The sequence below is a fragment of the Cupriavidus sp. SZY C1 genome, assembly GCF_032190535.1.
GTDB classification, from domain to species: domain Bacteria; phylum Pseudomonadota; class Gammaproteobacteria; order Burkholderiales; family Burkholderiaceae; genus Cupriavidus; species Cupriavidus pauculus_C.
The window spans coordinates 102,480-117,970 of the sequence record NZ_JAUANU010000007.1 but is presented as its reverse complement, the minus strand read 5'-3'; the positions used below and the strand labels follow the sequence as shown (position 1 = coordinate 117,970).

Annotated in this window: 13 protein-coding genes; 8 read left to right on the top strand and 5 right to left on the bottom strand. The window is 68.4% G+C overall.

The features are described from left to right. Positions 1-46 precede the first annotated feature (46 nt). The 5 genes from aspT (at position 47) to QTN24_RS13185 (ending at position 4,269) form a co-directional block, all read left to right on the top strand. The gene (gene aspT, locus QTN24_RS13205) at positions 47-1,738 is read left to right on the top strand and encodes an aspartate-alanine antiporter (protein WP_313837616.1); all 1,692 of its coding nucleotides are present in this window, start codon (positions 47-49) and stop codon (positions 1,736-1,738) included. A 9-nt stretch (positions 1,739-1,747) separates the two neighbouring features. Beyond that, the gene (gene cax, locus QTN24_RS13200) at positions 1,748-2,812 is read left to right on the top strand and encodes a calcium/proton exchanger (RefSeq protein WP_313837614.1); all 1,065 of its coding nucleotides are present in this window, start codon (positions 1,748-1,750) and stop codon (positions 2,810-2,812) included. Positions 2,813-2,887: 75 nt separating this feature from the next. After that, positions 2,888-3,217 (top strand): ArsR/SmtB family transcription factor, encoded by a 330-nt coding sequence (locus tag QTN24_RS13195; RefSeq protein ID WP_124682510.1) that lies wholly within the window; start codon positions 2,888-2,890, stop codon positions 3,215-3,217. Positions 3,218-3,220: 3 nt separating this feature from the next. After that, the gene (locus QTN24_RS13190; RefSeq protein WP_313837611.1) at positions 3,221-3,718 is read left to right on the top strand and encodes an ArsI/CadI family heavy metal resistance metalloenzyme; all 498 of its coding nucleotides are present in this window, start codon (positions 3,221-3,223) and stop codon (positions 3,716-3,718) included. 35 nt (positions 3,719-3,753) lie between these two features. Continuing rightward, a complete protein-coding gene (locus QTN24_RS13185) occupies positions 3,754-4,269 on the top strand; it encodes an arsenate reductase ArsC (protein WP_313837609.1) in 516 nt (171 codons plus the stop codon). Between the two features lie 67 nt (positions 4,270-4,336). Here the strand turns inward: QTN24_RS13185 and QTN24_RS13180 are convergent, their stop codons facing one another. Next, the gene (locus tag QTN24_RS13180) at positions 4,337-4,897 is read right to left on the bottom strand and encodes a single-stranded DNA-binding protein (protein ID WP_124682517.1); all 561 of its coding nucleotides are present in this window, start codon (positions 4,895-4,897) and stop codon (positions 4,337-4,339) included. Positions 4,898-5,116: 219 nt separating this feature from the next. Then, entirely contained in the window at positions 5,117-6,367 is a 1,251-nt protein-coding gene (locus tag QTN24_RS13175; protein ID WP_124682518.1) for an MFS transporter, read from the bottom strand. A 398-nt stretch (positions 6,368-6,765) separates the two neighbouring features. On the opposite strand from QTN24_RS13175, the gene uvrA reads away from it, so the two are divergent. Continuing rightward, positions 6,766-9,630, top strand: a complete 2,865-nt coding sequence (uvrA, locus tag QTN24_RS13170; protein ID WP_313837606.1) for an excinuclease ABC subunit UvrA — start codon at positions 6,766-6,768, stop codon at positions 9,628-9,630. A 175-nt stretch (positions 9,631-9,805) separates the two neighbouring features. Here uvrA and QTN24_RS13165 read toward each other — a convergent pair whose 3' ends face one another. Next, complete coding sequence (locus QTN24_RS13165) at positions 9,806-11,482, bottom strand: Na/Pi cotransporter family protein (protein WP_124682521.1); 1,677 nt, start codon at positions 11,480-11,482, stop codon at positions 9,806-9,808. Positions 11,483-11,642: 160 nt separating this feature from the next. Then, a complete protein-coding gene (locus QTN24_RS13160; RefSeq protein ID WP_124682522.1) occupies positions 11,643-12,215 on the bottom strand; it encodes an adenine phosphoribosyltransferase in 573 nt (190 codons plus the stop codon). Positions 12,216-12,333: 118 nt separating this feature from the next. Here QTN24_RS13160 and QTN24_RS13155 point away from each other — a divergent pair, with 118 nt between their 5' ends. Together QTN24_RS13155 and QTN24_RS13150 are read left to right on the top strand one after the other, a co-directional pair. Further along, on the top strand, positions 12,334-12,912 hold the full coding sequence (locus QTN24_RS13155; RefSeq protein ID WP_313837603.1) for a DJ-1/PfpI family protein: 579 nt from the start codon (positions 12,334-12,336) through the stop codon (positions 12,910-12,912). Between the two features lie 48 nt (positions 12,913-12,960). Further along, a complete protein-coding gene (locus QTN24_RS13150) occupies positions 12,961-13,383 on the top strand; it encodes a ribbon-helix-helix domain-containing protein (RefSeq protein WP_313837601.1) in 423 nt (140 codons plus the stop codon). 12 nt (positions 13,384-13,395) lie between these two features. On the opposite strand, the gene QTN24_RS13145 is transcribed toward QTN24_RS13150, so the two are convergent. Continuing rightward, positions 13,396-15,375: a monovalent cation:proton antiporter-2 (CPA2) family protein gene (locus tag QTN24_RS13145; protein ID WP_313837599.1), complete on the bottom strand. Its 1,980-nt coding sequence runs from the start codon at positions 15,373-15,375 to the stop codon at positions 13,396-13,398. Between the last annotated feature and the right edge of the window lie 116 nt (positions 15,376-15,491).

Genomic DNA, 15,491 nt, shown 5'->3' with positions numbered 1-15,491 from the left:
CCTTTCGCTCCCGCACAACACGGCTCGAACACCCGGAGGGAAGACCATGACCTGGTTCGTCGACACGCTGAAGGCCTATCCGGAGATCGCCATCTTCCTGGCGCTCGGCATCGGATACTGGGTGGGCGGCAAGAGCTTCAAGGGGTTCAGCCTGGGCGCGGTGACGTCGACGCTGCTGGTGGCCATCGTCATCGGCATCCTGGGCGTCAAGATATCGGCCAACGTGAAGTCGGTCTTCTTCCTGATGTTCCTGTTCGCCGTGGGGTACGGGGTGGGGCCGCAGTTCGTGCGCGGCATCGCCAAGGACGGCGTGCCGCAGGCCATCTTCGCGGCGATCATGGCGGTGTTCTCGCTGGGCGCGGCCGTGGCGGCGGCGATGATCGCCGGCTACGACCTTGGGTCGGCGGCCGGGCTGTTTGCCGGCTCGCAGACCATCTCGGCGTCGATGGGGCTGGCCACCGACGCCATCAACCGGCTCGGCCGCTCGCCCGAGGAAACCAAGGTGCTGCTGGACGGCATGCCCATTGCCTACGCCGTGACGTACATCTTCGGCACGGTCGGGTCGGCCATCATCCTGGCGCAGATCGGGCCCAAGCTGCTCGGCATCGACCTGGTGGGCGCCTGCCGCGAGTACGAGGCGATGCTTGGCGCCGGCACGTCGAGCGCCAGCGGCGCCACCGAGTGGCACGACTTCGAGGTGCGCGCCTATGCCGTGGCGCCGGAAAGCGTGTTCATCGGCCGGACGGTGGCCGAGCTCGAAGCCGGCACGCGCGAAGGCGTGCGGGCGTTCATCGAGCGGATTCGCCGCGACGGCAAGATCATCGAGGTGGACCAGAACACCGTGATCGAGGCCAACGACGTGGTGGCCATCGGCGGCAAGCGCGACCAGATGATCCTGCGGCTGGGCCCGAGCGGGCGCGAGGTGGAAGACGCCGAACTGCTGAACATGCCGACCGAAGGCGTGGACATCTACATCACCAGCAAGGAGGTGGACGACAAGCCGCTGGAGGCGCTGGCGCGCTGGCCCGGCGCGCGCGGCGTGTTCCTGAAGAAGATCAAGCGCGGCCCGACCGAGACGGTCATCCCCGTGCTGCCGAAGACGCGGCTATACCGCGGCGACGTCATCACGGTGGTGGGCCGCACGCAGGACATCAACGCCGCCGCGCGGCAGCTCGGCTACGTGGACCGGCCGACCACGGTCACCGACGTGGCGTTCGTGTCGCTGGCGATCACGGTGGGCGCGCTGATCGGCGCCATCGTCATCAACGTGGCGGGCATCCCGATCACGATCTCGACGGCTGGCGGCTCGCTGATCGCCGGCATCGTGTTCGGCTGGTTCCGCGCCATCCACCCGACGTTCGGCCGCATTCCCGAGCCGACGCTCTGGTTCATGAACTCGGTGGGGCTGAACGTGTTCATCGCCGTCGTGGGCATCTCGGCCGGGCCGGGATTCATTGCCGGGCTGCAGAAGCTGGGCATCAGCCTGTTCCTGTGGGGCATCTTCGCCACCACGGTGCCGCTGATCCTGGGCATGTTCCTGGCCAAGTACGTGTTCCGCTTCCACCCGGCGCTGATCCTGGGCATCTGCGCCGGCTCCCGCACCACCACGGCGGCCCTGGGCATGGTCTGCGAGGCGGCCAGGAGCCAGGTGCCGGGGCTGGGCTATACGGTAACCTACGCGGTCGGCAACACGCTGCTGACGATCTGGGGGATGGTGGTCATCATGATCCTGTCTTGACGGCGCGGCATGCGGCTGCACTACCTGCTGGTCTTCGTCCCGATCGCCATCGCGGCCGAGCTGCTCGCGCCGCACCAGCACCTGGCCATCTTCGTCGTCTCGGCCGTGGCCATCCTGCCGCTGGCGCAGCAGATGGGCCGGGCCACGGAGGCGCTGGCCGAGCACCTGGGCGAAGCCGTGGGCGGCCTGCTGAACGCGACGTTCGGCAACGCGGCCGAGCTGATCATCGCGCTGGTGGCGTTGCGCGCCGGGCTGCACGAGGTGGTGGAGGCGTCGATCGTCGGGTCCATCGTCGGCAACCTGCTGCTGGTGTTTGGCGCGGCAATGCTGGCCGGCGGCACGCGCTACCACGAGCAGCAGTTCAACCCGCGCGGGGCGCGCTCGCAGGCGACCATGCTGATCCTGTCGGCCATCGCGCTGATCCTGCCCGCGGCGTTCGAGACCGTCGGCGGTACATCGGCCACGCTGAACTGGCTCAGCGTTTATCTCTCCGTGGCGCTGTTGCTGGTCTACGCGCTGTACCTGGTGTTCTCGCTGGCCACGCACCCGGACCTGTTTCGTGGCGTCCGCCCGGCCGACACGGGGCACGCGCCGGCGGCCCCGGCCCACGTCTCCATCCCGCGCGCCGTGGCGATCCTGGTAGTTGCCACCGCCGGCACGGCCTGGATGAGCGAGATCCTCGTGGGGTCGATCACGCCGATGATGGCGCGGTACGGGCTCAGCACGATCTTCGTCGGCGCGTTCGTGGTGGCCATCCTCGGCAACGCCGCCGAGCACGCCACGGCCATTACCGCGGCGATGAACAACCGCATGGACCTGTCCTTTTCCATCGCCGTCGGCTCCAGCGTGCAGGTGGCGCTGTTCGTCGCCCCGGTCCTGGTACTGGCCAGCCTGTTCATCGGCCCCGTGCCGATGGACCTGGCGTTCCGGCCGGCGCTGGTGCTGGTGGTGATCCTGGCCGTGGTCGTCACGGCCCAGATGGCCAGCGACGGGTATGCCGACTGGTTCAAGGGCATGCAACTGCTGGTCGTCTACTTCACGCTGGCGCTGACGTTTTTCTTCCTGCCTGCGTAAGTTGCGGAAGTTCCACCCCGGCACGGGACACATTCCCACCTTGCCTAGTTTCCATATTTCGACTACATTCGAATAATGGAAACTACTCAAGCCATCGAAGCGCTCGCCGCACTGGCCCATGCCGCCCGGCTGGCCGTTTTCCGTCTGCTGGTCCAGGCCGGCCCCGACGGGCTGCCGGCCGGCCGCATTGCCGAGTTGATGGAGATGCCGGCCTCGTCGCTGTCGTTCCACCTCAAGGAATTGCACCGCGCGGGCCTGCTGGCCAGCCGCCAGGAAGGCCGCTCCATCGTCTACATGGCCCGCTTCGAAACCATGAATGCCCTGCTGGGCTACCTCACCGAGAACTGCTGCGGCGGCGCGCCGTGTTCGCCGGTGTCCGCCTGTTCCGCCGCCACGGAGTCCTGAACCATGAAGCGCTTTCACGTCCACGTCAGCGTGGCCGACCTGTCGGCCAGCATCCGCTACTACTCGGCCCTGTTCGACGCCGAACCCACCGTCGTGCGCGACGACTATGCCAAGTGGGCGCTCGACGACCCACACGTGAACTTCGCGATCTCGAATCGCACCGACCAGCCCGGCGTGGACCACCTGGGCATCCAGGTGGAAACGGCCGACGAACTGGCGGCAATGCAGGCGCGGCTGGCCAGCGCGGACCTGCCGATGCAGACGCAGTCCGAGACGAACTGCTGCTACGCCCGATCGAGCAAGCACTGGTCGGTGGACCCCACCGGCATCGCGTGGGAATCGTTCCAGACGCTCGGCGACGCGCCCACCTACGGCGAATCGCGCGACCGCGGCGCCGAGGCGTCGGCCTGCTGCGTGCCACGTCAGTTCGACGCCGTGCCGCAGCCCGCCTCCCCGGCCACCCCGGCCCGTGGCTGCACGCCGGCCTCCGGCTGCTGCTGAGCCCCCCGCCCCCTCAACCGCATCCCGAGGCAGCCATGTCCGACAACAAGACGTACAACGTGCTGGTGCTCTGCACCGGCAACTCCGCCCGCAGCGTGATGGCCGAGGCGCTGTTCAACGTGCTGGGCAAGGGCCGCTTCCGGGCCTACAGCGGCGGCAGCCAGCCGACCGGCCGGGTCCATCCGATGGCGGTCGACCTGTGCCGGTCCATTGGCTACGACACCGCGAACCTGCGCAGCAAGGGCTGGGACGAGTTCGCCCAGCCCGGCGCGCCGCAGATGGACTTCGTCATCACGGTCTGCGACCAGGCCGCCGGCGAGACCTGTCCGATCTGGCCCGGCACGCCGATGACCGCGCACTGGGGCTTCATGGACCCGGCCGCCATTCAGGGCTCCGACGACGAGAAGCGCAAGGTCTTCGACCAGGTCTTCCGCCAGATCCTGAACCGCGTCACGCTGTTCGTGAACCTGCCCCTGCACGTGCTGGACCGCAACGCCATCCACCGCGAAATGCGCGCCATCGGCGAGCAGCCGCCCGCGGCGGGCGCGTGAGCCTGCCGCAATAAAAAAACCCCGCGAATCGCGGGGTTCTTGTCTTTCCGTGGGGGCCGGGGCCGCTTCAGAACGGAATATCGTCGTCCATATCCTCGAAGCCGTTCGACGACTGTTGCTGGCGACGCTGGCCGCCCTGCTGGCCGCCGCTGCCACCAGCACCGCCGCCGCCCTGGCCGCGGCCGCCGCCGTAGCCGGCGCCACCGCTGCCGCCTTGCGATTCGCGGCTGTAGCCGCCGCCACCACCGCCACCGCCGCCGTAGCCACCCTCGTCACCGCCGCCACCGCCGCCCTGGCGGGCGCCCAGCATCTGCATCTGGTCGGCGACGATTTCGGTGCTGTACTTGTCCTGGCCGGACTGGTCCTGCCACTTGCGGGTGCGGATGCGGCCTTCGATATAGACCGACGAACCCTTGCGCAGGTACTGGCCGGCGATCTCGGCCAGCTTGCCGAAGAACGCGATGCGGTGCCATTCGGTCGCTTCCTTGAACTCGCCGCTCTGCTTGTCCTTGTAGCGGTCGGTCGTCGCGAGCCGGATGTTGGTGACGGCGTCGCCGCTGGGCATGTAGCGGGTTTCCGGGTCGGCGCCCAGGTTGCCGACGAGGATGACTTTGTTGACCGATGCCATGGTGAAGATCTCCAAGGACCGCGCCCTTTCAGCGCGGCGTTAAACGTAGTGCGAGGTTCGCGGGATGGGTGGCGGCGCGACGGGCGCCGGAACGCCCGGGATGCCGCCCGTTAACGACATCACGCGCCGTCCGGAGAGACCGTCGGGCGCGTGTCGAATGCTACCGCCTGTATCGGGAAAAAGCGTTTCGGGCTGTTGCGGAGACTTTAAAAAGTGTGTCTAAGCCGCCACGGCCGGGCCGGCTTCCTGCTTGCGGGCCGGCGGCGCCTTCATGCTCCAGGCGATTATAAGCCAGAGCAGCAGCACGGCCGCGCAGCCCACGAACACTGCCGGGCGGCCTTCGTGCTTGAGCAGCCAGCCGCCCGCCACGCCGCCCAGGAACAGCCCCAGCGCCTGCGTGGTGTTGTAGATGCCCAGCGCGGCACCACGGCTGGCGGCCGCGTAGCGCGACACCAGCGACGGCTGCATGGCCTCCAGCACGTTGAACGCGACAAAGAACAGCAGCAGCACGCCGGCGATCGGCCAGAGCCCGTGCACGGTGGCGAACAGCAACTGCACGGCCGTCATCAGCGCCACGGACGCCAGCAGCACCGGCCGCACCTTGCCGTAGCGCTCGGCGGCCATCATCGGCCCGAGCATCAGCAGGAACGACACCAGCACCACGGGCAGGTACACCTTCCAGTGCTGGTCCAGCGGCATCCCGGCGTCGGCCAGCATGGCCGGCACCACCATGAACATCGCCACCTGGCTGGCGTGCAGCGCCAGCACGCCCACGTTCAGGCGGATCAGGTCGGCGTTGAGCAGCACCTGCCGGAACGGCAGTTGCACCGGATGCGGCGGCGGCGGGGCTGGCACCAGGAAGATCGTGACGCCGATGGCCAGCACGCCCAGCACCGCCATCAGGCCGAAGATGCCGGGCATGCCGATGGCGTGCAGCAGCGGCGATGCAATCACCAGCGACAGCGCGAACGTCAGGCCGATGCTGCCGCCCACCATCGCCATGGCCTTGGTGCGATGGCGCTCGCGCGTCAGGTCGGCAATGCAGGCCGTGATGGCCGCCGAGATGGCGCCCATGCCCTGCAGCGCGCGGCCCACGGTGATGCCGGTCAGCGTATCGGCAAAGGCCGCCACCAGCCCGCCGGCCACGAACAGCAGCAGGCCGGCCACCATGACCGGCTTGCGGCCCACGCGGTCCGACAGCCAGCCCAGCGGGATGTGCAGGAACGCCTGCATCAGGCCGTAAATGCCCATGGCCAGGCCCACGCGCTGGGCGTCGTGCCCGTCGGGCAGCGTGCGCGCGAATTCGGCAAAGACGGGCAGGATCAGGAACAGGCCCAGCATGCGCAGGGCGAAGATGCTGGCCAGCGACAGGCTCGCGCGCAGTTCGCCGCGCGTCATGCGGTCGCGCAGGGTCTCGGCGGGGGCCGGGTCGGCGGCAAGGCTAGGAGAAGAAGGCGGGATCGACGGCATCGCGGTCGTTGGTGGAATTCTGGTCCGGTCGCCGCATCGGCAGCCTGGCAGCTTCGATCGGGCCGGTGCCCGCGAGTTGCCAGGTACCGCCATGTCTGGCGTGGCGGACATTGATCGGCCCGCCGCCGCCGTGACGCCAGCGCCGCTGGCGGCCGGGCGCCCGGGCGGGGCCGTCTGGCGCCGGGCAACCCCGGAAACCGAAGTTCGGTATATTAGCAGGTTTGCTTCTCGCGCTTTCCCGGTCACGTGCAGTGCGGGCGGGACCCGGAAAAGTGCGCGGCAGCGGGCTGGCGGCCGCGTGCGGCGGGCCATTCCAGGCGTCGGGCAAGGCACATCGAATTTCCGCGGGCACGGCCGGCATGCTGCTGGCCGCGGCCCACCGGGCGAACGAACGGGATATGGAAGAAATCAAGATCCGTGGGGCGCGCACCCACAATTTGAAGAACATCAACCTGGACCTGCCGCGCAACAAGCTGGTGGTGATCACGGGCCTGTCGGGCTCGGGCAAGTCCTCGCTGGCGTTCGACACGCTCTACGCCGAGGGCCAGCGCCGCTACGTCGAATCGCTGTCCGCCTACGCCCGCCAGTTCCTGCAACTGATGGAAAAGCCCGACGTCGACCTGATCGAGGGGCTGTCCCCGGCGATCTCGATCGAACAGAAGGCCACCAGCCACAATCCCCGCTCCACCGTCGGCACCGTCACCGAGATCCACGACTACCTGCGCCTGCTCTACGCCCGCGCCGGCACGCCCTACTGCCCCGATCACCACATCGCGCTGCAGGCCCAGAGCGTCTCGCAGATGGTGGACGCCGCGCTGGCGCTGCCCGAGGACACCAAGCTGATGATCCTGGCGCCGGTGGTCTCGGACCGCAAGGGCGAGCACACGGACCTGTTCGATGCCATGCAGGCGCAGGGCTTCGTGCGTTTTCGCATCCGCTCGGGCGGCGGCACGGCGCACGAGGCGGCCGCCAAGGTCTACGAGGTGGACAGCCTGCCCAAGCTCAAGAAGACCGAGAAGCACTCGATCGACGTGGTCGTGGACCGCGTCAAGGTGCGCGCCGACATCAAGCAGCGGCTGGCCGAATCGTTCGAAACCGCCCTGCGGCTGGCCGACGGCCGCGCCATCGCGCTGGAGATGGACACGGGCCACGAGCACGTCTTCAGCTCGCGCTTTGCCTGCCCGATCTGCTCGTATTCGTTGCAGGAGCTGGAGCCGCGGCTGTTCTCGTTCAACAACCCGATGGGCGCCTGCCCGAGCTGCGACGGGCTGGGCCAGATCACGTTCTTCGACCCGAAGCGCGTGGTGGCCTTTCCGAACCTGTCGCTGGCCTCGGGCGCCATCAAGGGCTGGGACCGCCGCAACCAGTTCTACTTCCAGATGCTGCAGAGCCTGGCGGCCTATTTCGACTTCGACACCGAGACCGCGTTCGAGGACCTGCCCGCCGAGGTGCAGCAGGTGGTGCTGCAGGGGTCGGGCGAGCAGGAAATCCCGTTCACGTACATCAACGAACGCGGCCGCACCACGGTGCGCGAGCATGCGTTCGAGGGCATCATCCCGAATCTGGAGCGCCGCTACCGCGAGACCGATTCGGCGGCCGTGCGCGAGGAACTGGCCAAGTACCAGAACAACCAGGCGTGCCCGGTCTGCCACGGCACGCGGCTGCGCACCGAGGCGCGCCACGTCAAGATTGGCGAGGACGCGCAGGCGCGGGCCATCTACGAGATCAACAGCCTGCCGCTGCGCGACGCGTTGACGTGGTTCCTGACGCTGAACCTGCACGGCGCCAAGCGCGAGATTGCCGACAAGATCGTCAAGGAGATCTCGGCGCGGCTGAACTTCCTCAATAACGTGGGACTGGACTACCTGTCGCTGGAGCGCAGCGCCGACACGCTGTCGGGCGGCGAGGCGCAGCGCATCCGGCTGGCGTCGCAGATCGGCTCGGGGCTGACCGGCGTGATGTACGTGCTGGACGAGCCGTCCATCGGCCTGCACCAGCGCGACAACGACCGCCTGATCGGCACCCTCAAGCATCTGCGCGATATCGGCAACTCGGTGCTGGTGGTGGAGCACGACGAGGACATGATCCGCGCGTGCGACTACGTCGTCGACATCGGGCCGGGTGCCGGCGTGCATGGCGGAATGATCGTGGCCGAGGGCACGCCGGCGCAGATCGAGCAGTCGCCGGCGTCGCTGACGGGCCAGTACCTGTCCGGCCAGCGCACGATCGAGGTGCCGAAGCAGCGCGCCGCGCCCGACGAGGAGCGCATGCTGCGCATCGTCAACGCCACGGGCAACAACCTGCGCAACGTGTCGGCCGAGATTCCGGTCGGGCTGCTGACCTGCATTACCGGTGTCTCGGGATCGGGCAAGTCGACGCTGATCAACGACACCCTGTACAACGCCGTGGCGCGCCACCTGTACGGGTCCACGGCGGAGCCGGCGCCGCACGACCATATCGACGGGCTGGAGCATTTCGACAAGGTCATCAACGTCGACCAGAGCCCGATCGGCCGCACGCCGCGGTCGAACCCGGCCACCTACACGGGCCTGTTCACGCCGATCCGCGAGCTGTTCGCGGGCGTGCCGTCGGCCAAGGAGCGCGGCTACGACCCGGGCCGGTTCTCGTTCAACGTCAAGGGCGGGCGCTGCGAGTCGTGCCAGGGCGACGGCGTGATCAAGGTGGAGATGCACTTCCTGCCCGACGTCTACGTGCCGTGCGACGTCTGCCACGGCCAGCGCTACAACCGCGAGACGCTGGAAGTGCAGTACAAGGGGCGCAATATCTCCGAGGTGCTGGACCTGACCGTGGAACAGGCGCACGAGTTCTTCAGCGCCGTGCCCGTGGTGCGCCGCAAGCTGCAGACGCTGCTGGACGTGGGGCTGGGCTATATCCGGCTGGGCCAGTCGGCCACCACGCTGTCCGGCGGTGAGGCGCAGCGCGTGAAGCTGTCGCTCGAACTGTCCAAGCGCGACACGGGCCGCACGCTCTACATCCTCGACGAGCCGACCACCGGGCTGCATTTCCACGACATCGAGCTGCTGCTCAAGGTCATCCAGAAGCTGCGCGACCACGGCAACACGGTCGTGATCATCGAGCACAACCTCGACGTCATCAAGACCGCCGACTGGCTGATCGACATGGGCCCCGAAGGCGGCGCCGGCGGCGGCCAGGTCATCGCCAAGGGCACGCCGGAAACGGTAGCGGCCAGCAAGGCCAGCTTCACCGGGAAGTATCTGAAGCCGTTGCTGAAGCGGGGATAAGGGGCCCCGCTCAGGTACCTTCTTTCTCCCCTCTCCCGCAGGCGGGAGAGGGGTCGGGGGTGAGGGCCGGCGGTGCAAGCGTCGACTTGTCGCAATTTGCACCTCAACGCCCTCACCCCCAAGCCCCTGTCCCGCGTGCGGGAGAGGGAGCCACCACCACCGGCCAGGCCAGCCACTACCGCACTTCCGCCACGTCCCCCACGCCGCCAGGCGTGTCTTCCTTCATCCGGCTGCGGTTCATCAGGCCCGCCTGTTCCAGCACCGGGTACGCCGTGGCGCAGAACAGCGAGTTCAGGCGCTTCAGTTCGCTGATGACGTCCAGGTGCAGCGAGCTGGTCTCGATGCTTTCGGCGGTCTGCACGGCCACGCGCTGCAGGTGCGAGCGGGCGTACTGGCGTTCCAGGTCGCGGAAGTTGGCCTTCTCGGCCATCAGCTGCTGGGCGCTGCGGATGTCGCCGGTCAGGAAGACCGACAGGCCCAGCCGCAGGTTGCCGACCACCCGCCGGTGCATCTCGGCAATTTCCTCCATGCCGGCCTCGGAGAACGACAGGTTGTGCGCGATCTTCTTCTCGCGGGCGTCCATGATGACCCGCTCGATCAGGTCGCCCGCGTGCTCCAGGTTGATGGTCAGCGAGATGATCTCGGTCCAGCGCTGGCCGTCGCGCTCGTCCAGCGCCTCGGTGCTGATCTGGGTCAGGTAGAGCTTGATGGCCGTGTAGAGGTCATCCACCTCGTTGTCGATGCGGCAGGTGGCGTTGGCCAGCTTCAGGTCGTTGGTGCGCAGCACGCGCAGCAGGTTGTCCAGCATCTGCTCGATGCGGTCGCCGATGCGCAGCACCTCGCGGGCGGCGTTGGAGAGCGCCAGCGTGGGCGTGGACAGCGCGGCGGCGTCCAGGTGGCGCGGCGTCACCTGGCTGTCGCCGGTATTGCGGCCCGGCAGGATCGCCTCGCACAGCCGCGCCAGCGGCCCGGTGGCGCCCAGCAGCAGCACCGCCAGCGCCACGTTGAACAGCAGGTGGAAGTTGACGACCAGCCGCTGCGGGTCCGTATCGACCAGCGCCAGCAGGTCCTGCGCCTGGATCAGCAGCGGCAGCGCCACCAGGCAGCCCACCAGCCGCGACAGCAGGTTGCCCAGCGTCACGCGCTTGCCGGGCTGGTTGTTGCCCGAGGTGGTCAGCAGCGCCGAGATGCCCGAGCCGAGGTTGGCCCCCAGCACCAGCGCCAGCGCCACGGGAATCGACACCACGCCCGCCTTGGCCAGCGCGCCGCAGAACAGCACCACGGCCAGGCTCGAATAGCAGAGGATGGTCAGGAAGGCGCCGATCAGCATGTCCAGCGCGGCGTCGCCGGTCAGCGTGCTGAACAGCACCTTGACCCCGGCGGCCTGCACCACCGGCCGCGTGGCGATCGAGATCAGTTCCAGCGCCAGCGTGATCAGCCCCAGGCCGATCAGCACGCGCCCCACGTGGCCGGCCTTGCTGCCCTTCCACGACAGATGCAGGATCACGCCGACGAAGATCAGCAGCGGCGACAGCCAGGACAGGTCCAGCGAGAACACCTGCACCATCAGCGCCGTGCCCACGTTGGCGCCCAGCATGATGGCCAGCGCCGGCGCCACGGCAATCAGGCCCTGGCCCACGAACGAGCTGACGATGACGGCGGTGGCGTTGCTGCTCTGCACCAGGCCGGTCACGCCCAGGCCGGCCGCGAACGCCTTGAACCGGTTGGAAACGCTGACCGACAGCACCTGGCGCAGGTTGGCGCCGTACACCCGGAGGATGCCGACCTTGACGATGTTGGTGCCCCAGACCAGGAGCGCCACGCCGGAGAGAAGATGAAGCAGTACGCCCATTGCGCGTCCCTTCGTGACCGGTGCCGGCTGGCGAGGCTTGGCAAGCGAAAAAGGGCGGCCCGCCCGGTCATCGCGATGTTATCAATGGGGCATTATGCGCCGCGCGGACATGTGGGGCAATGACACCCAGGTCTGACAGGGCCGCGGCGTTGCGTGCCGGTCAATGCCCCTCGAACTTGCAGACCGTGAACAGCGGCAGCCCGGCCGCGTGCAACAGCTTCGAGCCGCCCAGCTCGGGCAAATCGACGATGGCCGCGCCCTCCACCACCGTGGCGCCCAGCCGCTCCAGCAGCTTGCGCCCGGCCATCATCGTGCCGCCGGTGGCAATCAGGTCGTCGATCAGCAGCACGCGGTCGCCGGCCTTGCAGGCATCGGCGTGGATCTCCACCGTGGCGCTGCCGTACTCCAGCTCGTACTCCTCGGCCACGGTCTGGAACGGCAGCTTGCCCTTCTTGCGGATCGGCACGAAGCCCAGGTTCAGCTCGTAGGCGATGATCGACCCCAGGATGAAGCCGCGCGCGTCGATGCCGGCCACGAGGTCGAGCTGCTGGTCCATGTAGCGGTGCACGAACACGTCGATCAGCACGCGCAGGGTCTTGGGGTTCTGCAGCAGCGGCGTGATGTCGCGGAACTGCACGCCGGGCTGCGGCCAGTCCGGCACGGTGCGGATGCGGTCACGCAGGTAACCGGTGACATCGCCGAGGTCGGGGGACTGGATGATGGAATCTGCCATGGGGAATCTGTAGGAAAGGGTCATGCGGTAACGGGCTACCACCCGCGCCGCGCCGGGCCGCCGCACAATGGCCGGGCTGCCCGGGCGGCCGCAACCCGTAACCATACAGGAGACAGCTATGGCAAAGAAGATTCTGATGCTGGTGGGCGACTTCGCCGAGGACTACGAGACCATGGTGCCGTTCCAGGCACTCCAGATGGTGGGCCACACGGTCCACGCGGTCTGCCCGGACAAGAAGGCCAGCGACCACTGCGCCACGGCCATCCACGACTTCGAGGGCGACCAGACCTACAGCGAAAAACGCGGCCACAACTTCACGCTCAATGCCACGTTTGCCGATGTCCAGCCGGCCAGCTACGACGCGCTGGTGATACCGGGCGGCCGGGCGCCCGAGTATCTGCGCCTGAACGACCGCGTGATCGAGATCGTGCGCCATTTCGCCCAGGCCAACAAGCCGATCGCGGCGGTCTGCCACGGCGCCCAGCTGCTGGCCGCCGCAGACGTGCTCGAAGGCCGCACCTGCTCGGCCTATCCGGCCTGCGCCCCGGAAGTGCGGCTGGCCGGCGGCACCTATGCAGACATCCCGGTCGACCAGGCCCACACCGACGGCAACCTGGTGACGGCGCCCGCCTGGCCGGCGCATCCCGCGTGGCTCGCGCAGTTTCTTGCCGTGCTGGGAACGCGGATCGTAGAGTAGAGGCTTCCGAACGCGGCCGGTCCGGCCGCTGCGCACGGGAGTGGCCGCATGTGTGAAATCTTTGTCCGGGCCAATCCGGACTCGTACCAGACCCAGTCCCGCTCGCTGCGCCTGCACGGCGTGGCTACCAGCATCCGGCTGGAAACGCTGTTCTGGGAGGTGCTGGAGGAGCTGGCCCGGCGCGACGCGATGAGCGTCAACCAGTTGCTGGCGCGCCTGCACGACGAGCTGGCCGAATATCGCGGCGAGGCGTCGCTGTCGGCCAACTTCGCGTCCTTTCTGCGCGTGTGCTGCATGCGCTACCTGCTACTGCAGAACGAGGGACGCATTCCGACCGATCCTCATGTGCCGATCCGGTCGCTCGACGCCCGCGCGGTGCTCGACAGCCTGCCGGCATCCTGGGTCGACAACGGCGGCACCCGCCGTCCCACCCCCGCAACCGCCGAGGCCCGGCGCACCGGCTCGGCCTGAGCCCGCCCGCGCCTACTGCTGCGACAGCCGGACTTCGGCAGACTCCAGCGCCTCGGGCGTGCCGCGCAGCACGATGATGTCGCCCGGTTCCAGCACGGTCTCGGGCTGCGGATCGAACGCGCGGATACCGCGCCGGCGCACCGCCGTCACCTCCACGCCAATCCGCTCCAGCCCCAGCGCGCCCAGCCGGCGGCCCACCGCCGTGTGCTCGGGGCCCAGCGACACCGAATGCAGCCGCACGGTATCGCGCTCGACCATGTCTTCCTCGTCGTCGCGCCCGTGGAAGTAGCCGCGCAGCAGGCTGTAGCGCGCGTCGCGGGCCTGCTGGACGCCGCGCACCACGCGGCGCATCGGCACGCCCAGCAGCACCAGCGCGTGGGACGCCAGCATCAGGCTGCCCTCGATGATCTCGGGCACCACCTCGGTGGCGCCGGCCTTCTGCAGGGTGTCCAGCTCCGAATCGTCCACGGTCCGGACGATCACCGGCATGGCGGGCTCCAGTTCCTGCACGTGATGGAGCACTTTCACGGCCGACGGCGTGTTGGCGTAGGTCACCACGACCAGCGCCGCCCGGTGGATACCGGCCGCGATCAGCGATTCGCGCCGGCCGGCGTCGCCATAGACCACGGTATCGCCGGCGGCGGCGGCCTCGCGTACGCGGTCCGGGTCCAGGTCCAGCGCCACGTAGTTGATGCCCTCCCGCTCCAGCATGTGCGCCAGGTTCTGGCCGCTGCGGCCGTAGCCGCAGATGATCGCGTGCTTCTCGGTCTGCAGGCTCTGGGCGGCAATGCGCGTCATGTTCAGCGACTGCATCAGCCATTCGTTGGCGGCAAAGCGCAGCACGATGGCGTCGCTGTACTGGATCAGAAACGGCGCGGCCAGCATCGACAGCAGCATCGACGCCAGGATCACCTGGATCAGCACCGGGTCCACCAGCCCCATGCCGTCGATCTGGTTCAGCAGCACGAACCCGAACTCGCCGGCCTGCGCCAGCCCCAGGCCCGTGCGGATGGCCACCCCCTGGCGCGAGCCGAACAGCCGCGCCAGCCCGGTGATCAGCACCAGCTTGAACACGATGGGGATGACCAGCAGGCCCAGCACCAGCCAGACGTGGTCGAACACCACGCGCACGTTCAGCAGCATGCCGATGGTGACGAAGAACAGGCCCAGCAGCACGTCGCGGAACGGCTTGATGTCTTCTTCCACCTGGTGGCGGTAAGGCGTCTCGGAGATCAGCATGCCGGCCATGAACGCGCCCAGCGCCATCGACAGGCCCAGCCGCTCGGTCAGCGCCGCCATGCCCAGCGTCACCAGCAGCAGGTTCAGCATGAACAGTTCCTGCGACCGGCGCGCCGCCACGATGTGGAACCAGCGGCTCATCAGGCGCTGCCCCACGAAGAAGATCAGGCTCAGCGCCACGACGATCTTGACCGTGGCCAGGCCCAGCGCGGCGGCCAGGTCGCCCGGATCGCGCGACAGGGCCGGGATGATGATCAGCAGCGGCACCACGGCCAGATCCTGGAACAGCAGCACGCTGATGATGTTGCGGCCGTGCTCGCTTTCCAGCTCCATCCGCTCGGACAGCATCTTGACGACGATGGCCGTCGACGACATGGCCAGCGCCCCGCCCAGCGCCACCGACGCCTGCCAGGACAGCGGGAACAGCCAGTTGAACAGCCAGCTCGCGGGCACCACCGCCAGCATCGACAGCGCCACCTGCGACCCGCCCAGCCCGAACACCAGCCGCTTCATCGCCCGCAGCTTGCTCAGGCTGAACTCCAGGCCGATCGAGAACATCAGGAAGACCACGCCGAATTCGGCCAGGTACTTGGTCTGGCCGGTGTCGCTGGCCAGGCCCAGCGCGTGCGGGCCGATCAGGATGCCCACCGCCAGGTAGCCCAGCATGGGCGGCAGTTGCAGCATGCGGAACGCCACCACGCCGAAGACGGCGGCGGCCAGCAGCACGAGGGTCAGTTCCAGCGGAGAATGCATTCGGCAGGCTTTGGAAACACCGGCCGGGCACGCGCCTGAGCCGGCATCGGCACCCCGCCGGCAAGAGACGGCAAGCGCGGCGGTCGTCATGGCGGCCGGGCGGATCGCCGGGCCAG